Annotated in this window: 18 protein-coding genes; 13 read left to right on the forward strand and 5 right to left on the reverse strand. The window is 34.1% G+C overall.

The features are described from left to right. The first annotated feature begins 258 nt into the window (after nt 1-258). Nucleotides 259-519: a hypothetical protein gene (locus tag ACFWU4_RS00295; protein ID WP_411123720.1), complete on the forward strand. Its 261-nt coding sequence runs from the start codon at nt 259-261 to the stop codon at nt 517-519. 83 nt (nt 520-602) lie between these two features. On the opposite strand, the gene cphA is transcribed toward ACFWU4_RS00295, so the two are convergent. After that, nucleotides 603-3,245 (reverse strand): cyanophycin synthetase, encoded by a 2,643-nt coding sequence (cphA, locus tag ACFWU4_RS00300; protein WP_411123722.1) that lies wholly within the window; start codon nt 3,243-3,245, stop codon nt 603-605. 106 nt (nt 3,246-3,351) lie between these two features. Here cphA and ACFWU4_RS00305 point away from each other — a divergent pair, with 106 nt between their 5' ends. Then, on the forward strand, nt 3,352-4,212 hold the full coding sequence (locus tag ACFWU4_RS00305) for a cyanophycinase (RefSeq protein WP_411123723.1): 861 nt from the start codon (nt 3,352-3,354) through the stop codon (nt 4,210-4,212). On the opposite strand, the gene ACFWU4_RS00310 is transcribed toward ACFWU4_RS00305, so the two are convergent. Further along, entirely contained in the window at nt 4,205-5,029 is an 825-nt protein-coding gene (locus ACFWU4_RS00310; RefSeq protein ID WP_411123725.1) for a GNAT family N-acetyltransferase, read from the reverse strand. The two genes, ACFWU4_RS00305 and ACFWU4_RS00310, sit on opposite strands and share 8 nt — an antisense overlap. Then, nucleotides 5,029-5,958 carry an isoaspartyl peptidase/L-asparaginase family protein gene (locus ACFWU4_RS00315; RefSeq protein WP_411123727.1) on the reverse strand — a complete coding sequence of 310 codons (930 nt, stop codon included), beginning with the start codon at nt 5,956-5,958 and terminating at the stop codon, nt 5,029-5,031. Before ACFWU4_RS00315 ends, ACFWU4_RS00310 begins: the two co-directional genes overlap by 1 nt. A gap of 89 nt (nt 5,959-6,047) precedes the next feature. Between ACFWU4_RS00315 and polA the strand changes: the two genes are divergently transcribed. Together polA and ACFWU4_RS00325 are read left to right on the forward strand one after the other, a co-directional pair. Next, the gene (polA, locus tag ACFWU4_RS00320) at nt 6,048-8,891 is read left to right on the forward strand and encodes a DNA polymerase I (protein ID WP_411123729.1); all 2,844 of its coding nucleotides are present in this window, start codon (nt 6,048-6,050) and stop codon (nt 8,889-8,891) included. Between the two features lie 12 nt (nt 8,892-8,903). Beyond that, nucleotides 8,904-11,165 carry an aminotransferase class III-fold pyridoxal phosphate-dependent enzyme gene (locus tag ACFWU4_RS00325; protein WP_411123731.1) on the forward strand — a complete coding sequence of 754 codons (2,262 nt, stop codon included), beginning with the start codon at nt 8,904-8,906 and terminating at the stop codon, nt 11,163-11,165. 5 nt (nt 11,166-11,170) lie between these two features. Here ACFWU4_RS00325 and ACFWU4_RS00330 read toward each other — a convergent pair whose 3' ends face one another. Then, nucleotides 11,171-13,192 carry a YgiQ family radical SAM protein gene (locus tag ACFWU4_RS00330; RefSeq protein WP_411123733.1) on the reverse strand — a complete coding sequence of 674 codons (2,022 nt, stop codon included), beginning with the start codon at nt 13,190-13,192 and terminating at the stop codon, nt 11,171-11,173. 97 nt (nt 13,193-13,289) lie between these two features. Next, nucleotides 13,290-14,921 carry an ABC-F family ATP-binding cassette domain-containing protein gene (locus ACFWU4_RS00335; protein WP_411123735.1) on the reverse strand — a complete coding sequence of 544 codons (1,632 nt, stop codon included), beginning with the start codon at nt 14,919-14,921 and terminating at the stop codon, nt 13,290-13,292. A gap of 77 nt (nt 14,922-14,998) precedes the next feature. Between ACFWU4_RS00335 and ACFWU4_RS00340 the strand changes: the two genes are divergently transcribed. From ACFWU4_RS00340 to frr, 9 genes are all read left to right on the forward strand, one after another. Further along, entirely contained in the window at nt 14,999-15,958 is a 960-nt protein-coding gene (locus ACFWU4_RS00340) for an L-threonylcarbamoyladenylate synthase (RefSeq protein ID WP_411123737.1), read from the forward strand. 350 nt (nt 15,959-16,308) lie between these two features. Further along, nucleotides 16,309-16,506 (forward strand): adenylate/guanylate cyclase domain-containing protein, encoded by a 198-nt coding sequence (locus ACFWU4_RS00345; RefSeq protein ID WP_411127194.1) that lies wholly within the window; start codon nt 16,309-16,311, stop codon nt 16,504-16,506. Further along, nucleotides 16,507-17,418, forward strand: coding sequence for a hypothetical protein (locus tag ACFWU4_RS00350; RefSeq protein ID WP_411123739.1), 912 nt, complete (start codon nt 16,507-16,509; stop codon nt 17,416-17,418). 217 nt (nt 17,419-17,635) lie between these two features. After that, the gene (rplM, locus tag ACFWU4_RS00355) at nt 17,636-18,091 is read left to right on the forward strand and encodes a 50S ribosomal protein L13 (RefSeq protein ID WP_411123741.1); all 456 of its coding nucleotides are present in this window, start codon (nt 17,636-17,638) and stop codon (nt 18,089-18,091) included. After that, the gene (gene rpsI / locus ACFWU4_RS00360) at nt 18,091-18,477 is read left to right on the forward strand and encodes a 30S ribosomal protein S9 (RefSeq protein ID WP_411123743.1); all 387 of its coding nucleotides are present in this window, start codon (nt 18,091-18,093) and stop codon (nt 18,475-18,477) included. Before rplM ends, rpsI begins: the two co-directional genes overlap by 1 nt. A gap of 174 nt (nt 18,478-18,651) precedes the next feature. Next, entirely contained in the window at nt 18,652-19,473 is an 822-nt protein-coding gene (gene rpsB, locus ACFWU4_RS00365) for a 30S ribosomal protein S2 (protein ID WP_411123745.1), read from the forward strand. Nucleotides 19,474-19,554: 81 nt separating this feature from the next. After that, entirely contained in the window at nt 19,555-20,529 is a 975-nt protein-coding gene (gene tsf / locus ACFWU4_RS00370) for a translation elongation factor Ts (RefSeq protein ID WP_411123747.1), read from the forward strand. 123 nt (nt 20,530-20,652) lie between these two features. Next, a complete protein-coding gene (pyrH, locus tag ACFWU4_RS00375) occupies nt 20,653-21,360 on the forward strand; it encodes a UMP kinase (protein WP_411127196.1) in 708 nt (235 codons plus the stop codon). Between the two features lie 34 nt (nt 21,361-21,394). Then, nucleotides 21,395-21,949 carry a ribosome recycling factor gene (gene frr, locus ACFWU4_RS00380; protein WP_411123749.1) on the forward strand — a complete coding sequence of 185 codons (555 nt, stop codon included), beginning with the start codon at nt 21,395-21,397 and terminating at the stop codon, nt 21,947-21,949. Nucleotides 21,950-21,975: the final 26 nt, after the last annotated feature.

The following is a 21,975-nucleotide window of genomic DNA, read 5'->3' on the forward strand; positions in this document are numbered from 1 at the left end:
TGAGTTACAAGCGTTTTTTATGTATTTGGTCGATGGTTTTAGGATTGAGACACCTTTAATCCGATGCAATCTGTTATTCATCTATAATTTTACCGTGTTTAAAGGGCTGTAAGCTCATTTTGTGTATTTCATCGATGTTTTAAACTAGCGAATGTCAGTTATCTAATTATCGTCTTGTTTCATCTAAAATTTTCACTCACACTAAATATCTGACGTTTCTTTGACCCGAAGTTAAAACAAATATAGCTTCAAACAATTATGAAAAAAGTTTTAGTAATCATATTATTTTTAACAATGTCTCTAGCAGGATTCGCTCAGCAAGAGGTAATAGTTAATAATGAAACTGAACTTGTTGAAACTAAAGAAGTTGTTAAACCAGAAGTAAAAGTAATAAGTATTTCTGCTAAAACTAAAGCGAAAGTATTAAAAATCAACCGTAAAAAAAGTAACGAAATCATAAGTATTAAGGCTTATAGAAAGAGCTTACAAATTAAAGTTAAAACTAAAAAGCTTTGCTAAGAACTAAATAATAAAGTGCTATTAACCTAAAAAGCCGAAACGTATGTTTCGGCTTTTTTTTAATTCAATGTATCAGCATTCTTTTAATCAACTAAATTAAGTTCTCCTCGAGATTCTTTGTCTTTTAATTCTTTTACTAAATCTAATGCATCAGGCACTACATCACTGCATAAAATGATTAATGACCCTTTAACTGCATTTTTAACAGCATATTTAATCGCTTCATTTTCTGAAGGAATAATCGTTGTTTTCTTGCTAGGATCCTTAGCCTTTATACCATCATTAAGCATCTTAATGAGTTCTTCTTCTGTTTTACCACGAAGGCGTTTGTCTTGTCGAATAATAATTTCATCAAACATCTCCGCCGCAATACTTCCCATTTCATTATTATCCTCAACACGACGATCTCCAATACCAGCTATAATGCCAACTTTAACTGTAGCATCTAATTCATCTGTAAACTTTTGCAAAGCCCGCATTCCTGCTGCATTATGAGCATAATCTAATAAAATAGAAAAGTTATTAAATTCAAATAAATTTAATCTACCTGGTGTTTGCGTTGCTGACGGAATAAAGGTTTCGAGACCAGCTTTCATATCTTCAATACTAATACCCTGAACATGCGCAGCTAAAATTCCTGCTAACACATTTTGAATCATAAATTTAGCCTTACCTCCATAAGTCAATGGAATATTCTCAGCTTTCATTAAACGCATTTTCCATTCACCTCTGCATATAGTAACATAACCATTTTCGTAAACAGCTGTGATACCATTAAGACGTTGCAATGCCTTAACTCTAGGATTATTTTCGTCCATAGAAAATAAAGCAACATTACATTCGAGGTTTCTTCGCATATCATAAACCAAGTCATCATCTGCATTTAAAATCGCATAACCATCTGGCAAAACTGTTTCTGGTATAACTCCTTTGACTTTTGCCAATTGCTCAATAGTGTGAATACCTTTAAGACCTAAATGATCAGCAGCCACATTAGTAACAATGGCAACATCACATTTTTTAAATCCTAGACCTGCTCTTAGTAATCCGCCTCTTGCACATTCTAAAACTGCAAAATTAACGGTAGGATCTTTAAGCACAAATTCTGCACTTGCAGGTCCTGTGCAATCACCGGTCATTAATAGTCGGTTTTGTATATAAACTCCATCACTAGTTGTATAACCTACGCGATAACCCTTCATTTTAGCAATATGAGATACTAATCTAGACGTTGTTGTTTTTCCGTTTGTTCCGGTAATTGCAATTATAGGAATACGTCCTGTTTCGCCTTTAATAGGAAATAACTTGTCGATTACTGGTGCTGCTACATTTCTTGGTAAACCAGATGTTGGTGCCAAGTGCATTCTAAATCCTGGACCTGCATTAACTTCTAATACAGCTCCACCAGTTTCTGAAAGTGGTTTAGAAATATCGGTAGTCATAATATCAATTCCACAAATATCTAAATCTATAATCTTAGAAATACGCTCCGCCATACTAACATTAGCAGGATGTATGATATCTGTAATGTCTTCTGCCGTTCCACCCGTACTTAAGTTTGCTGTATCTTTTAATATTAACCGTTCTCCTTCTGTAATTACAGATTCTAAGGTGTAACCAGCATCTTTTATAATAGTTTGTGTTAACTCATTAGTAGTTATTTTAGTTAATACATTTTCATGTCCAAATCCACGACGTGGATCACTATTAACTTGGTCTATAAGCTCTTGCACAGTTGACTTACCATCTCCAATTACATGTGCTGGAGTTCTTATTGCTCCCGCTATTAATTGATTATTAACAACTAACAATCTGTAATCCTCGCCAACAATAAATTTTTCTACTATGATAGCGCCACTTTTAGAACTTTCTTTTGCGTGATGAAAAGCAACTAATGCATCATCATAATTATTTATATCTACAGTAATTCCACGTCCATGATTGCCATCAATTGGCTTTATAACTAATGGATAACCAACATAACGACAAGCTTCTTCTAAACTTCGCTCTCGACGAATTATATCACCACGAGGCACTTCTACCTCAGCCTGTTCTAAAAGATACTTTGTATCCTCTTTATCACATGCTAATTCTACTCCAATACTACTGGTTTCACTTGTTACTGTAGCTTGAATACGTTTTTGATTTGCACCATAACCTAATTGACACAACGAATATTTATTAAGCCTAATCCAAGGAATACCTCTTGCTTCAGCCTCGGCAACGATTGAACCTGTACTTGGACCAAGACGATCAGCTTCTCGTAGTTCTCGCATTTCTTGAATATCATCAGACATATCATAATCCTCCCCAGCTATTAGAGCCTCACAAATTCTTACGGCAGATTTTGCCGCAAAACGCCCTACGGACTCTTCCATATATGAAAAGACTACGCTATAAACACCTTCTTCGCCGTAACCACGTGTGCGGCCAAAGCCAGTATCCATTCCAGCCAAAGTTTGAATCTCTAAAGCTATATGCTCAATAATATGTCCCATCCATGTACCTTCATCTACTCGCATAAAAAAGCCTCCTTCACAACCTTCTGAACAACGATGAGAATACATACTAGGAAACATAGCTTTTAACCGTTCTGGAAATCCATCTATTTTATTAGAAGGTAATTCCTCCATTTCTTCAAGATCAAGAACCATTACAATTAATTTATGTCGTCTTACAGACCAGTAATTTGGTCCTCTCATAGCATTTATCTCGCGTATCTTCATATTCTAAGTTGGTTTTTGATTATATAATGAAAGATTATAAATATAGTCTATTTCAATAAAAAAATTCGGTTATTTTTGCTCAATATGTTTAATTAGAAGAAGATTTATGCTGACGAATAAAGGGACTTTAATTCCTATTGGTGGAAACGAAGACAAAGGAATTGAAGAGAGCGAACAATATACATTAGAGTTTATTGATGAGGGTATTCTATATCATGTTGTAAAAGAAGCAGGAGGTTCCAAAGCCAAAATTGTAGTTGTTCCAACGGCATCAAGTATTCCTGTAGAAGTTGGAGAGAATTACCTAGAAGCCTTCTCTACTTTAGGTTGTGAAAATGTTACAATTTTAGACATTAGAAGCAACGAAGATTCAGAAAAACAAGAATCTATTGACTTAATAAAAACAGCTAATTGTATTATGTTTTCTGGTGGTGATCAGTCTAAAATCACTAATAAAATTGGAGGCACAAAAATTCATGAAATTATAAAACACCGTTATAAAAACGAAAAAGGTTTTGTGGTGGCTGGCACAAGTGCTGGAGCGATGATGATGTCTACTGAAATGATTGCTGGTGGAAGTGCAACAGAATCCTTTATAAAAGGAGCAGTAAATATGTATAAAGGGTTGGGCTTAGTGCCCGGTTTAATAATCGATACACACTTTATTAAACGTGGTCGTTTTGGAAGAATCTCTGAAGCCGTTGCACAATTCCCAAAATTGATTGGTATTGGTTTAGCTGAAGATACAGGCATGATTATTAAGAATAATAAATGTCGTGTAATTGGCTCAGGAATGGTTATTATTTTTGATGGCAGACGCATAAAACACAATAATCACAATATACTTTCTGAAGGGACTCCAATGTCTTTAACAAATATGAGAACACATATTTTATCTAATGGGGATCTTTTTCATATCGATAAGAAAAAAGTAAAGGTATTAGCTATTGAAGAACCTTTTATTTAATAAATAATTCCATTTCGTATTGATTAACCGTGTTTTTTAATCCTGCAGACTCTACAGCCTTTATTTTAGTTATTAATCTATTATCAATATTGTTGATTCTTATGTCTGTACATATTGACTTTATAGCAGAAAAAAGCAGATTCCAATTGGAAGGTGAATCCTTTAAAACTTCAAATTGAGCGAGATACCCACTTTTAGTATCAATAACAAAATAAGATTTAATTTTTTTATCTATCAAAATCTGAAAACAATCAAAATCACCTCTGTATAAACTCTCACTTTGATTATCCCATGAGTAATAAGTCTGGTTTGGGGAGACTTCTAAATTTAAAGTTTGCATTGCAACTTTTGTTAAAACATAATCAGACTTTGTTTTAGAAGTGACTTTGCCTTTATAGCAAGCATAATTCTTACACTTTATAAAACCAATTCCTTCGTAAGATTTAATGGCATTGGTGTTTTCTGTAATAACTTCTAATTGACATTTTGAAATACCTTTTTTTAATAATTCAGGAATCGCATGGTCATATATAGTTTTTACAATTCGACGCCCTCTGTACTTTGGAATTACACCTGTACCAGAATTATATGCAATCAAATGGTTATCACGCTCATCAATTGAATTAATAATAAAGCCAACCAATCGATTTTCATCAAACATTCCATAAGACAAATCTAATCGCACGCCAGAAGATTTCCATCGTCGTTTATAAAAATTATGATCTGTTGGCATTGTTACAAAGTAGTTTTCAAACGACAATAGAAAACATTCCATTATAATTTCAAAATCTGTTTGTCCTAAATGCCTAACAACCATTATTTATAGATTAAAATGTCTTCTTTACCTTCAGAAGTTTTGTAAGCACGATACATACCCTCAGTATTAAAAGGCATTGTAATATGCCCTTTTGCATCAACGCCTATCAATCCTCCATCTCCCTTTATTTCCAGGATACGTTTATTTATAACCTCATTTGCCGCATCTTCTAGAGATAGCCCTTTGTATTCCATTAAACAAGACACATCATAAGCAACTACTCCTCTTATAAAAAACTCACCACTTCCTGTACAACTAACAGCACAGGTTTTATTATTAGCATAATTACCTACTCCAATCATCGGAGAATCTCCTACTCGTCCCCATTTTTTATTAGTCATACCACCAGTGGATGTTGCAGCTGCAATATTTCCATTTTGATCACAAGCTACTGCTCCAACTGTACCAAATTTCCCGTCTTTTTTTACGGAATGATCTAGCTGAAACGAATCACTATCCTTTATACCTTGCCATTGTTTATAACGCACTTCATCATAGAAATAATCTGAATTTTCTAAAGTATAGTTTTGCTCTTTTGCAAACTTCATAGCTCCTTCTCCTGCTAAAAACACATGATAGCTTTTCTCCATAACATCTCTAGCCAACGAAACTGGGTTTTTAATTCCTGTAACTAAAGATACTGCGCCAGCTTCAAGATGCTTACCCTCCATAATTGCTGCATCCATTTCATGTGTGCCTTCTGCAGTAAAAACGCTTCCTTTTCCTGCGTTAAATAAAGGTGAGTTTTCTAATAGTTTAACTGAAGTCTCAACTGCATCTATGGATGAACCTCCGTTTTTTAAAACATCGAAACCTGCTTCTCTTGCAACTTTTAATGCTTCCTTATACTCTGCTTCTAATTTTTTAGTCATTAGGCCTTTTACCAAAGTTCCTGCACCTCCGTGAATAACAATTGAAAATGTTTGCATATCTATAGTTTGATTGTGGAAAATTACGAATTGCTTTTCAAATAAACCCCTAACTTTTTGTAGTTTTATAGACTTCAAAATTAAATTTCATGTCAGACCAAAAACGTCTTTTTCTTGTTGATGCATACGCATTAATTTTCCGTGGCTATTACGCTTTTATAAAAAACCCAAGAATCAACTCTAAAGGTGAGGATACATCAGCTATAATGGGCTTTATGAATTCACTTTTAGACGTTATAAAACGAGAGCGACCAGATCATTTAGCGGTTTGTTTTGATAAAGGAGGAAGTGCAGACAGAGTAGAAATGTACCAAGAGTACAAAGCCAATAGAGACGAAACTCCAGAAGGAATTAAAACTGCTGTTCCGTACATATATGAAATATTAAAAGCCATGCATATTCCTATTATGGTAAAAGAAGGCTTCGAGGCTGATGATGTTATTGGAACCTTAGCAAAAAAAGCAGAAAAAGAAGGTTATAAAACCTTTATGGTTACACCAGATAAGGATTTTGCTCAATTAGTGTCTGAAAATATATTTATGTACAGACCAGTTTTTGGAGGTGGTTATGAAACTTGGGGTATTCCTGAAGTTCAGAAAAAGTTTGAAGTTACTGATCCTTTACAAGTCATTGATTATTTGGGTATGATGGGAGATGCCTCTGATAATATTCCTGGATTGCCTGGTGTTGGTCCAAAAACAGCAAAAAAGTTTTTGGCTGCTTACGGAAGTATGGAAGGCTTACTAGCCAATACACATGAGCTTAAAGGTAAAATGAAAGAGAAAGTTGAAGCTAATGGAGAGTTAGGTTTACTATCTAAAAAATTGGCAACGATTATGCTCGATGTCCCTGTCGAATTTGATGCCAAAGACTTTGAAATGTCCAAACCAGATGTTCCTAAAGTGACCGAGATTTTTCAAGGCTTAGAATTTAGACGTCTAACAGATAATTTCTTAAAAACATTTTCAACTGAAGCTAAAACTTCTCCTACTACTAATAAAATGGAGAAAGAAGCACCTAAAGTCACAACTAAAGAAGAAAAATCTGCAGGTGCTGGCCAATTTTCACTCTTTGGTGGAGCGGCACTTTCTACATCAGAAACTCCAACCGAACATACAAGAAATACAGCAGAAACAGCATCACACTTTTATCAAAGTGTAGCCTCTGGTATGGCAACCAAGTTGTTTGTTAAGAATCTAATGAATCAGACCTCAGTGTGTTTTGATACAGAAACAACAGGACTAAACCCATTAACTGCCGAGTTGGTTGGCATTGCATTTTCTTGGGAAGTTGGTAAAGGCTTTTATGTACCATTTCCTGAAGATAAATCGGAGGCTCAAGACTTAATTGAAATCTTAAGACCGTTTTTTGAAAATGACGCCATTGAAAAAATTGGTCAGAATTTAAAATACGATATCAAAGTCTTAGCTAAATACAATGTCGAAGTGAAGGGAAAACTCTTCGATACCATGTTAGCGCATTATTTGATTAATCCAGATATGCGACATAATATGGATGTCTTAGCAGAAACCTACCTCAATTATACACCAATTTCAATAACTGAACTCATTGGGAAAAAAGGAAAGAATCAATTGTCTATGAGAGATGTGCCTTTAGACAAACAAACCGAATATGCTGTTGAAGATGCAGATATCACATTGCAACTCAAAGAACACTTCGAAAAAGAACTTGGTGAAGCTAATACTCAAAAACTATTCGATGATATCGAAGTCCCTCTTTTAAGAGTTTTGGCTGCTATGGAATTAGAAGGCATTAACTTAGATAAGGTCTTCTTAAATTCATTATCTGAAGATTTAAACTCAGATATTCTTAATCTCGAAAAAAGCATTTACGAAGCTGCAGGAGAAGAGTTTAATATTGCTTCACCGAAGCAACTTGGTATTATTTTATTCGAAAAACTAAATTTGGTTGAAAAGCCTAAGAAAACCAAAACTGGTCAATATAAAACCAGTGAAGATATCTTATCGTATTTAGCAAAAGATCACGACATTATTCGACAAGTATTAGAGTATAGAGGATTGGCAAAACTAAAAAGTACTTATGTTGATGCTTTACCATTACAAGTTGAAGAAAGTACAGGTCGCGTACACACAGATTATATGCAAACCGTTGCAGCCACAGGTCGTTTAAGTAGTAACAATCCGAATTTACAGAATATTCCAATCCGAACAGAACGTGGTCGCCAAGTCCGAAAAGCGTTTGTACCACGTAATGATGAGTATACACTATTAGCTGCCGATTATTCTCAAATAGAATTACGAATTATTGCCGCGTTAAGTGAAGAAGAAACCATGATTGAAGCCTTTAAAAATGGTGAAGATATTCATGCGTCAACAGCATCAAAGGTATTTAATGTGCCATTAGAAGACGTCAGTCGAGAACAACGTAGCAATGCAAAAACAGTGAATTTTGGTATTGTTTATGGTGTATCTGCTTTTGGTTTAAGTAACCAAACCGATTTATCGCGTGGTGAAGCCAAAGAACTCATAGATACCTATTACGAAACCTACCCAAAGTTAAAAGCTTATATGAGTGCTCAAGTAGATTTTGCGAGAGATAATGGTTACGTACAAACTGTTTTAGGGCGCCGTCGTTATTTAAAAGATATCGATTCTCGTAACGCTATGGTGCGCAGTGGCGCAGAACGTAATGCTGTAAATGCACCAATACAAGGAAGCGCAGCAGATATCATTAAAATTGCTATGATTAATATTTACAATAAACTCAATGAAGGCAATTACAAATCTAAAATGCTCTTACAAGTCCATGATGAATTGGTGTTTGACATCTACAAACCAGAACTTGAGGAACTTAAAATACTCATTAAAACCGAAATGGAAAACGCCTACATAATGGATGTACCTTTAGATGTTGAAATGGATATAGGTTTGAATTGGTTAGAGGCGCATTAAAATATTCACCAAATGATTGATACAATTAGCAACTGGTTTAACTTCAACATTACAGAGTTAAAAAAACTAAACGGTTATGATAATGTAAATTATTTGCTCAAAACCGATAAGACTAAATATATATTTAAAACATATACTTTTTCGGAAGATTTGATGGCGCTAATTGAAGCTGAGAATGAGGTACTAAATGCACTAAAAAATAATAACAACTTCCCAAAACCTATAGCTTTTAAAGATGGTGATTTTATTAAAGTAACGGATATAGACAATACCAAAACCATCTGCAGGTTACTCACTTTTTTAGACGGTGATTTTTTAGGAGATGTTACTCATACACATAGTTTAGTTCAATCTATTGGCGAATTTACAGCGCAAATGGATCTTCAACTTTTAAAGCTAAATAACTACATTTTAAAAGCAAGACAATGGGAATGGGATTTACAATATTTACAGCTCAATAAAAAACATATTTCAGCTATTGAAAATGCTAGTGCTAGAAATTTGGTGTCTTATTTTTTTCAACAATACGAATTGTATGTTACACCCATGCTTCCAGAATTACGAAAATCCGTTATTCATAATGATGCTAATGAGTGGAATATATTAATAACGGACAACGCTGTTTCAGGATTAATAGATTTTGGTGATTTAGCTCACTCCAATCTTATAAACGAAGTTGCTATCGCAATAACTTATGCGTGTTATGACAAAGAGCAACCATTAGAATGGGCAATTCATCTCATAAAAGGATATCATAATGTACTTCCGTTAGAGAAAAAGGAATTAAATGTGTTGTATTATCTCATTGCAGGACGACTATGCACAAGCCTTTGTAATTCTGCTCATGCAAAGAAAATAGACCCTAAAAACAGTTATGCATCCAGTAGTGAAAAAAATGTGTTGAAGATGCTTCATAAATGGGTAGCCATAAATCCTATATACGCTAAAAATGAATTTTATAAAGCCACAGGTTTTAACGTTGAAACTCCAAAATCCATAAATGAAGTAATATCAAAACGACATCATATCTCTAGCCCTATATTATCATTAAGTTACGATGATCCTATTTATATGATTGGTTCTGCCTTTCAGTATATGTACGATGCTTATGGTAATACCTTTTTAGATGCCTATAATAACATTCCACATATAGGACATTCGCATCCAGAGATTATAAAAAACGCAATAAAACAAATAGCAACGTTAAATACTAATACACGATATTTATTTGATGAATTTCCTGAATATGCAGAAACTTTGTTAGCTAAATTTCCGGAAACCTTAGATACTGTTTTTTTTGTTAATTCTGGTAGTGCTGCAAGTGATTTAGCTATTAGACTTGCACATGCGCATACCAAACATAATACAATAATGGTGATGGAACATGGCTATCATGGCAACACACAAGCATCTATAGATATTAGCCATTATAAGTATAATAACAATAAAGGACAAGGTCAAAAAAACCATATTCTTAAAACTGCAATTCCTGATACTTATAGAGGAAAATACACAAACAATGATGGTACAGCTGGCAAAGCTTATGCCAAAGATGCGATTGCACAAATTACAAATAGTCATACACCAATTTCTGCTTTTATCACAGAACCTATTGTAGGTTGTGGAGGACAAGTGCCACTTGCTAAAGATTACTTAAAAGAGATATATCCAGCCATTAGAAAGCAAGGTGGTGTATGTATTAGTGATGAAGTACAAACAGGCTTTGGACGTTTAGGAGATCATTTTTGGGGTTTTGAAGCACAAGAAGTTGCACCTGATATAGTGATACTTGGTAAACCTATTGCAAATGGTCATCCCATGGGAGCGGTTGTTACTACTAAAGCAATTGCAAACTCCTTTAGTAAAGGAGTTGAGTTTTTTAGCTCTTTTGGAGGTAATCCAGTATCATGTAAAATAGCATTAACTGTTTTAAAAGAAATAGAAACTAGCGAGTTACAACAAAATGCAAAAGATGTCGGTGATTATTATCAATCCCAATTCAAAAAATTAAAAGAGAAATATAGTTGTATTGGAGATGTTAGAGGTTCTGGTTTGTTTATTGGCGTAGAGATAGTTAAAGAACATTCTATGGAGGCTAACTATGAATTAGCTCATCATATTAAAAATGAGTTGAGAAACCGTTTTATACTTGTAAGCACGGATGGCCCAAACGATAGTGTCATAAAAACAAAACCACCTTTATGTTTCACAAAAACTAATGCGTTACAAGTTGTAAATGAAATAGATTCTATTTTAGAATCTTACTACTCTTAACATATTTATCTACGCTTCTTAGTTTTACGCTTCTTCTTACCTTTAAACCTTACGGCATCTTTAGGCTTTCGTCTATTAAAAGGCACAGCATCATTAAAGGTATCTTTAGCGTCACCTTTAGGCTTATTTTTACGCCATTTTTCCGTTTTCTCTGGGAGTAAGACCTTTAATAAATCTTGGCGTCCCACTTTATTTAAGGTCTTTTTAATCCACGCTTTATTTTCATCTTTATACCAAAAGAAAAAACGGTGTTGTTCATCTTTTTCTTTTCGGGTTTTTGGTGTGTTTACTTTTTTAAGCGTATAAGGATGGTAACCACTATAATAAATGACAGTAGCAACTGTCATTGGTGTTGGTGTAAAGCCTTGAACTTGCTCTAACTGAAAGCCCATATCTTTAGTTTCGGCAGCCAGATTTGCCATATCCTCAACTTCACAAGCAGGATGATTAGAAATGAAATAAGGGATCAGTTGCAACTTTAAACCTTTCTTAATATTAATCTTATCGAAACGTTCTTTAAACTTATGGAAGTAGGTAAACGATGGCTTACGCATCAATTTTAAAACAGGATCACTGGTATGTTCTGGTGCTACTTTAAGACGACCAGAAACATGCTTTGTCATTACTTCTTCAGTATAATCGTCTAACTCTTTAGGGTCTGCATTCTTATTGAATTCTGGAACCAACATATCGTGTCTAATACCAGAACCTATAAATGATTTTTTTACTTTAGGATGGCTATCTACTGCTTGGTATAATTCCGTTAACGGTTTATGAGACGTATCTAAATTACTACAAATTACTGGCGAAATACAACTAGGTGCTACACACTTATCGCATATAGATTGCACTTTTCCTTTCATCTGATACATATTGGCACTTGGACCACCAATATCACTTAAATAACCTTTAAAATCTGGCATGTTTGCCACTTTATCTACTTCTCTTAAAATAGACTCCTTACTTCGTGATGCAATAAATTTTCCTTGGTGTGCTGATATGGTACAAAAACTACAACCACCAAAACACCCACGATGAATATTGATGGAGGTTTTTATCATTTCAAACGCTGGTATTGGTCCTCGCTTGTTATATTTTGGATGTGGTAAACGTGTATAAGGCAAATCAAAAGAGGCATCAATTTCAGCTTCCGTCATGGTAGGATACGGCGGATTTATCATCAATAGCTTATCACCAACTTTCTGAAAAATTCGTCGAGCCTTTAATTTATTAGATTCTTGCTCAATTACTTTAAAATTAGAAGCGTATTTTTTCTTGTCGTTCAAACACACTTTATGTGATGCTATTTCCACATCTTCCCAATTGGCATTTTTAGGGACTTTAGCATCTGCATTCAGTAAAACTGCTGTTTGCTTTATAGTGGTAATACTACTAAAAGGTACCCCTTTTTGCAGTAATCGAACCACTTCTCGCAAGGGTTGTTCACCCATTCCGTACACCAACATATCTGCTTTAGACGTTTCTAAAATACTTGGCATAAGTTTATCACTCCAATAATCGTAATGTGTAACACGACGCAATGAGGCTTCAATACCACCTAGTAAAATTGGTGTATTTGGCCATTTTTCCTTTAATATTTTAGAATAAACTGATGTTGCATAATCTGGACGAAATCCTATATCACCATTTGGTGTGTAAGCATCTTTATCGCGTCGTTTTTTATTCGCATTGTAATTGCTAATCATAGGATCCATGCAACCGCCTGTAACTCCAAAAAACAATCGTGGCTCTCCTAATTTTGTAAAATCCTGTAGATTATCTGTAACACTTGGTTGTGGCACAATAGCAACGCGTAAGCCCATACTTTCTAACATACGTCCAATAACAGCTGGACCAAAGGTTGGATGATCTACATAAGCATCTCCACTAAAGAGGATGACATCTAGATATTCCCATCCGCGTATTTTAACCTCTTTATTTGTGGTAGGTAACCAATCTGAAAGTTGTAATTCTTGCTTCACATTGCAAAAGTAGGTAAAAATTGCTGTAACTATCGTAGAATTCATTTTGTCATTCAGAAGGAAGTATGACCGAAAAACCTTTTAAACGTTTAGAATTTACTATTGTTGAAGCGCTTCGCTTTCGCTATAAATGACAAAAACATTATAAATTCAACCCTTTCAAACTCTCAACACGATTCCTAACCAAAAAATCATCAATAGTTTCAAAATGCTCAATAACACGTTTTTCTTTAAACTCAAACACCTTTTTAGATAGACCTTGCAGAAAATCACGATCATGAGAGACCAATATTAAAGTACCATCAAAATTTTGAAGAGCTTCTTTTAAAACATCTTTAGATCTTAAATCGAGATGATTGGTTGGCTCATCGAGAATCAATAAGTTAACTGGTTCTAACAATAATTTTACCATTGCTAATCTGGTTTTTTCACCACCAGACAATACACTTACCCTTTTATCAATATCATCACCTCGAAACATAAAGCCACCCAAAATATTTTTAATTTGGGTTCTCACATCTCCTTTTGCAACCTCATCAACAGTTTGAAACACAGTTAAACTTTCATCTAGCAAAGCGGCTTGGTTCTGCGCAAAATAACCAACCTTAACATTGTGACCTAAATTGCAAGTCCCCTCAACATCTATCTCTCCCAAAATAGATTTTATCATCGTCGATTTTCCTTCACCATTTCTTCCAACAAAGCACACTTTCTCTCCTCTAGCAATAGACATATTGGCATCTTTAAATACCACATGATCGTCGTAAGACTTCGAAACATCTTTAACTGTAACAGGATAATCACCCGAACGTTGTGTTTTCGGAAAACGTAATTTTAAAGCTGATGTATCTATCTCATCGATTTCAATAATATCTAGTTTCTCAAGCATACGCTCGCGAGATGATACTTGATTAGTTTTAGAATAGGTCCCTTTAAAACGCTCTATAAATTGCATATTATCTGCAATAAACTTCTGTTGCTCTTGGTAGGCTTTTATTTGATGTGTTCTTCTGTCTTCTCGCAACTGTAAATAATGCGAATAATTGGCTTTATAATCGTAAATACGACCCATTGTGACTTCAATAGTTCGGTTAGTAATATTATCAATAAATGCGCGATCGTGAGAAATCACCACCACAGCATTAGCTTTATTGAGCAAAAAATCTTCTAACCAAATCACAGATTCTATATCTATATGATTGGTTGGCTCATCCAATAAAATTAAATCTGGTTGCTGTAATAATATTTTAGCCAATTCAATTCGCATGCGATAACCGCCAGAAAATTCATTAGTCTGTCTTACAAAATCATCTTGTTTAAATCCTAAACCTTTTAAGGCTTTTTCAACTTCTGCATCATAGTTTACATCTTCTAAGGCATAATAACGCTCACCTAAATCTGATACACGCTCAATAATTTTCATGTACTCATCAGATTCGTAGTCGGTTCTAGTTTCTAACTGCTTATTGAGTCCTTCCATTTCGTCACGTATTTCAAACACGTGTTTAAATGCTTTTGAAGCTTCGTCAAAAACCGTCGTATCATCTTCCGTTAACAGATGCTGCGGCAAGTACGCTATTTTAGCTTCGTTAGGACAACGGACATTACCACGAGTGGCATTTTGAACACCAGCAATAATTTTCATCATGGTAGATTTTCCTGCTCCATTCTTACCCATTAATGCAATTTTATCATCTGCATTTATAGTAAATGAAACATCGCTAAATAATGTGTGTCCACTAAATTCTACAGCTAAATTATCTACTGAAATCATACGGTGTTATTTAAAGGCGCAAAACTACTAATAAATCTTTCATTTTTTTGAAGTAATATTGTAGTCTGATTGATTTTATGAGTATTATTTCTAAAGACATATCTAAAGCTATTTCGCTTTTAACTAAAGAGCAATTAGTTGCTATTCCGACCGAAACAGTTTATGGATTAGCTGGTAATATTTATAGTGAAAAAGCAATAAAAGCTATTTTTGAGACTAAGAAGCGTCCATTCTTTAATCCATTAATTGTTCATATTTCTTCAGCAGATTTGCTTTCAAGTATTGTGGATCATATTCCTGAAAAAGCACAATTGCTAGCTGACGCGTTTTGGCCAGGACCGATTACTTTGGTATTAAAAAAGAAAACCTCAATTCCAGATTTAATAACTGCAGGTAAAGACACCGTTGCGGTTCGTGTACCAAATCACCTAACAACATTAAAGCTTTTAAAGGCGCTTTCGTTTCCTTTGGCTGCGCCAAGCGCTAATCCGTTTAGTAGTATTAGCCCAACAACAGCAAAACATGTAGAAGATTATTTTAAAAACGAGATTAAAATGGTGTTAGATGGTGGCTCATGTAAAAGTGGTATTGAATCTACTATTATTGGCTTTGAAAGTGATAATCCTATTATTTACCGTTTAGGCTCAACGCCAATTGAAGCAATAGAAGCAATAGTTGGTAAAATTGAAATTAAGAATAAAAAAGAAGTCGCACCAGATGCGCCTGGTATGTTAGAACGGCATTATGCACCAAAAACTAAAACTGTTTTAACCCATAATGTATTAGAGGCACTAAAGCTCTATAAAAACAAACGCGTAGGATTAATAACCTTTCAATCTGCGATTGAAAACAGTTATATAGAAGTCCAAATAACACTTTCACAAACTGGTGATTTAAAAGAATCTGCATCAAAACTTTATGACGTTCTTCATCAGTTAGACAAAAAGAATCTAGATGTTATTATTGCTGAAAAATTGCCGAATTATGGCTTAGGTAAATCTATAAATGACAGACTAAATCGTGCAACTAAGGGCTAAATTCTCAGAAAAATTAGGATTCTTTTATCCTTTGTTATTTTTATTATCCAACTTTACCAAGGTAAATTAATGAGATATCCCCTAACTATATTTCTTATTTCATGTTGTTTATTCACATTTGTACAAAATAAAATATTGAAAAAATTAAAACCATTAGTGATGCTTCTATCGCAGTAAGTGATTTGCCAATCCCAGAAGGTATTTCCGTAAAAAATACTATTTTAAGTGCAATAGAAATACAAGATTTTATAATAAAACCTGCTCTTGCTAAAAAAGTAAGAATGAATTGTTTTTTGAAATACGCTTAGGTATCAATACAGGTCCGATTGTTGGAGGTATTATTGTATTAAATTCAGTACGATGTTTGGAGAAATACTGTAAACACAGCCGCAAGAATGGAAATTAGCCGAGACATTCGTAAATTCAATATTTCAAATGACATTTATAATTTAACAAAAAATAACCCTGATTTTAAATTTGAAAGTCGCGGTAAAATAGAAGCAACAGGCAAAGGTACCATACAAATGTTCTTTGTAAAAAAAGTATAGATGTATTTAAAAGATTTTAAACAACATATTATTAACTCGCCAAAAGCAGATGTACATAGTCATTTGCATTTAGCAGGTTCCCAAAAACGATTTAAAAGACGTTTTCCAAATGCACATCTTAAGTTTCCTGAATCTTATGATGGGTTAACAGGAATGATTCATTTTATTTATAATCATCTTAATACTGTAATGCTTACTGACCAGGATCTTGTTAATTTTATGGAAATTGCTATAGAAAGTGCAATAGATGACAATGTAATATTATTAGAGGCAAGCGTCGATCTTGGACTTGCTAATTTTTTTGGACAATCAATTGAGAAAATTATTGAGGTTGTTAAAACATTACAAGAAAAATATAAATCGAAAATAGACTTTAAACCAGATTTAGGAATAAACAAAGATTTAAATTTAGAAAAGGTGTATTCTGATGGAATCAAATGTCTAGAGAGTGGATCGTTTTATGGTATTGATCTCTACGGTCAAGAAATTAATAAAGACTTAAGTCCCTTTGTTAAATTGTATGATATAGCCAGGGATTTAAATATTAAAACTAAAGTACATATTGGAGAATTTTCGGATCATGAAAGTATTGATAAAACTATCAAGCTTTTACATCCACAAGAAATACAACATGGCATTAGAGCAGTGGATTCTACAAAAACAATGGACTTAATACGCAAGGAAGATATTCGGCTTAATATATGTCCGACGAGCAATATTTTATTAGGAGCAGTAGGTAGTTTAGAATATCATCCATTACGTCAATTATTTGATAACGGAATTAATTTGACTATCAATACCGATGATCTCATTTTATTTAATGCTTCCATTTCTGAAGAATTTATAAAATTGTTTGAATTAAATCTTTTTTCTTTGGAAGAGCTAGAGGTAATAAGAACTAATGCTTTTTAACATAAAAAAAGTATCAGAACACCTAAGATTTTTTAAGTGATTAGCTATTAATATTTCGTACTCTTACAATGTTTCATAATTTAGACCATCAAATAGCCAAAAATATCTTTCACAACGTTTGGTAATCCAATACTTTATCGTAAATTTGCAAACTCTTTTTCGGAAGAGGAATGTTTAATCTTTTGCACTGTAGAGTGCAATAATAAATCAAATTAGTGTGGATACATTAAGCTACAAAACAGTTTCAGCCAACAAAGCTACCGTTAATAAGGAGTGGGTTTTAGTTGATGCTGAAGGACAAACTTTAGGTCGCTTAGCTTCAAGAGTAGCAATACTTTTAAGAGGTAAGCACAAGCCTAATTTTACGCCACACGTTGATTGCGGTGACAACGTAATTGTTGTTAATGCAGAAAAAATCAACTTAACTGGTAACAAGTGGACAGAGAAAAGTTATATCCGTCACACAGGTTATCCAGGTGGTCAAAAAAGCTTGACTGCTACTGAGATGTTTGAGAAAGACCCAACCAGATTAGTAGAAAAGTCAGTAAAAGGAATGTTACCTAAAAACAAATTAGGAGCTACCCTTTTTAGAAACTTAACAGTTGTTTCTGGCACTGAGCACGCTCACGAAGCTCAAAAACCAAAAGCAATTAAATTAAACGAAATTAACTAATGGAAGTAATTCACAAAATTGGCCGTAGAAAGACGGCTGTTGCTCGTGTGTACGTTGCCAAAGGAAAAGGCAAAATCACGGTGAACAAAAAAGACATGGCGGAATACTTTACTACTGGAACACTTCAGTATAAAGTAAACCAACCTTTAGCCTTGACTAACAATGATGGCAACTTTGATATTACTGTTAACGTATATGGAGGTGGTATCACCGGCCAGGCAGAAGCAATACGTTTAGGCCTTTCGCGTGCAATGTGCGAGTTAGATCCTGAAAACAGAACGATATTAAAGCCAGAAGGTCTATTAACTAGAGATCCACGTATGGTGGAGAGAAAGAAATTCGGTCAGAAGAAAGCCCGTAAGAAATTCCAATTCTCGAAACGTTAATATCCAACAACTTTTATTCAGAATCTGTTTCGGCAGATTCTGGATTTTTATTTATTGAAATTAATAAGATTCTGAAAAAAATTCAGAACTTAAAGTTTAGCATCTAAATGATTGAGGCGAGCCTTTGCGACCACTTAGTCATTGCTAATTTAACAGAACGTAAACTATTACAAAATGGAAAAAGTAGAAGTAAAAGAACTACTAGAAGCAGGTGTACACTTTGGTCACCTCACTCGTAAGTGGAACCCAAACATGGCTCCTTACATCTATATGGAGCGAAATGGCATCCATATTATTAACCTTTACAAAACAGCAGCTAAGATTGAAGAAACTAGTGCAGCTTTAGCAAAAATTGCAGCATCAGGTAAAAAAATCTTATTCGTAGCTACTAAAAAGCAAGCAAAAGACATCGTAGCTGAGAAAGCAGGTGCTGTAAACCAACCTTATATTACTGAGCGTTGGCCAGGTGGAATGTTAACTAACTTTGTTACAATTAGAAAAGCCGTTAAAAAAATGGCATCTATTGATAGAATGAAGAAAGACGGAACATTCAACTCTTTATCTAAGAAAGAACGTTTACAAGTTAACCGTTTACGTGCAAAATTAGAAAAGAACTTAGGTTCAATCTCTGATATGACACGTTTGCCAGGTGCTTTATTCGTAGTAGATATAATGCGCGAGCATATTGCAATTAAAGAAGCGCAAAAATTAAATATTCCGATTTTCGCAATGGTAGATACAAATTCTGACCCACGTGAAGTTGATTATTTAATTCCATCTAATGATGATGCGTCTAAATCTATTGATAAAATTTTATCTATCGTTACTTCTGCAGTTGCAGACGGTTTAAACGAAAGAAAAGCGGAACGTGCTCAAAAAGAAGGTAAGACCGAAAAAACTGAGGCGAAGCCAGCAAAAACAGAAGCTAAGAAGGAAGCAAAACCAGAAGCCAAAAAAGCTGAAAAAGCTCCTGTAGCGTCTCAAGAAGAAGAATAAATAACATTTATATAATATTAAAAGTCATTTAGTTCTTTTCATTTAGAAAATTAATTGAATGACTTTTTAAATTTTAAAACTATGGAAAATACTGTAAAAGTTACAGCAGCAGAAGTAAACAAGCTAAGACAAGCAACTGGTGCGGGTATGATGGATTGTAAAAAAGCTTTAGTTGAAGCTGGAGGTGATTTTGATAAAGCCATTGAAGTATTACGTAAAAAAGGACAAAAAGTTGCAGAAAAAAGAGCTGATAGAGACTCGTCTGAAGGTGCAGCTGTTGCTAAATTAAATGCAGACAATACCTCTGGTGTTGCCATTGTACTAGGATGTGAAACTGATTTTGTTGGAAAAAATGAAACATTTGTAGCATTAGCTAATGATTTAGCTGACGTTGCTTTAAACTACAATACAAAAGAAGAATTTTTAGCAGCAGATTTCGGTGGTATGACAGTTGCTGAAAAGTTAACTGAACAAACTGGAGTTATCGGTGAGAAATTAGATATTACTTCTTTTGAAAAACTAGATGCACCTTATGTTGGACAATACGTGCACATAAATAAAATTGCTGCATTAGTAGGTTTATCTTCAAAAGTCGATAACGTTGAAACTTTGGTTAAAGACGTTGCTATGCAAGTGGCCTCTATGGGAGCGACAACACTATCTTATAAAGATTTTGACCCTGCATTTATTGCTTCAGAAACTGAAGCACGTATTGCAGTAATAGAAAAAGATAATATTGAATTAGGCCGTTTAGGTAAAACATTAAAGAACGTACCAAGTTATATCTCTATGGCTCAATTAACGCCAGAAGTTATCGCTGCTGCTGAAGATACTGCAAAAGCAGAACTAAAAGCTGAAGGTAAACCAGAACAAATCTGGGACAGAATTTTACCAGGTAAAATGGATCGTTTCATTTCTGATAACACAACTTTAGATCAAGAACAATGTTTATTAGACCAAAAGTTTATTAAAGATGATAAGCAAACTGTAGCTCAGTATGTAGGATCTTATGGCGATGTTGCCGTAACAGGTTTTAAACGTGCTACTGTAGGATAATTTATTATTCTTTAAATAAAATTAAAAAAGCTTCTCTAATCTAGAGAGGCTTTTTTTTCACATTTTTTTCACTTTTACAAAAGCTAATAATTATGTAGCTTTGTTCAACTTTCAAAATCAATGATGAAATATAAAAGAATACTACTGAAACTTTCAGGTGAAGCCTTAATGGGTAACCGTCAATATGGTATAGACCCAGATCGTTTATCTGAATATGCTAAGGATATTAAAGAGATTACTGACTTAGGCGTAGAAGTTGCAATTGTTATTGGTGGAGGCAATATTTTCAGAGGGGTTGCTGGCGCAATGAATGGTATGGATCGTGTCCAAGGAGATCATATGGGAATGTTAGCGACAGTAATCAATGGTTTAGCGTTACAAAATGCCTTGGAAGATGCAGATGTAAAGACACGCTTACAGACAGCTATTAAAATCAATGAGGTTGCTGAACCGTTTATTAGAAGAAAAGCCCTTAGTCATCTTAGAAAAGGGCGCGTAGTGATTTTTGGAGGTGGAACAGGAAATCCATATTTTACAACTGATTCTGCTGCTGTATTGCGTGCTATTGAAATACAGGCGGATGTAATTTTAAAAGGCACAAGAGTAGATGGTATTTATACTGCTGACCCAGAAAAAGATAGTACAGCTGTAAAATTTGATCATATTTCATTTAAAGATGTATTGCTTAAAGGTTTAAAAGTTATGGATACAACTGCTTTTACTTTAAGTCAAGAAAATGAATTGCCAATTATAGTGTTTGATATGAATAAAAAAGGAAATTTACTAAAAGTTGTTTCTGGAGAAAATATAGGAACTGAAGTAAATGTTTAAACTTTGATACCTCTCAATTAAAAAAGTTAATACAATGAATGAAGATATTAAATTTATTATAGACACGGCAAAAGAGGCTATGGATGCTGCATTAAAGCATTTAGAAAAGCAGCTAATTAATATTAGAGCTGGTAAAGCAAGCCCTGCTATGCTTGGAAGTGTAATGGTTGATTATTATGGGTCGCAAACACCATTATCTCAAGTAGCTAATGTTAATACTCCAGATGGTAGAACAATTTCTGTACAGCCATGGGAAAAAAGTATGTTGCAAGAAATTGAACGTGGTATCATGCATGCAAATCTAGGTTTTAACCCAATGAATAATGGCGAAACAATTATTATTAATGTTCCACCATTAACAGAAGAACGTCGTAAGGATTTGGCTAAGCAAGCAAAGGCTGAAACTGAAGATGCGAAAGTCGGTGTTAGAAATGCGCGTAAAGAAGCCATGAATGATATTAAGAAAAGTGATGTTTCGGAAGATTTACAAGGTAATGCAGAAATAGATATACAATCGCTCACCGATTCTTACGTTAAGAAAATAGATGAAATTCTAGATGTTAAAGAAAAAGAGATTATGACCGTATAATCTTTTCACTAAAATATATAACATCC

It is taken from the genome of Winogradskyella sp. PE311 (assembly GCF_046545555.1).
In the GTDB taxonomy this organism is placed as follows: Bacteria; Bacteroidota; Bacteroidia; order Flavobacteriales; family Flavobacteriaceae; genus Winogradskyella.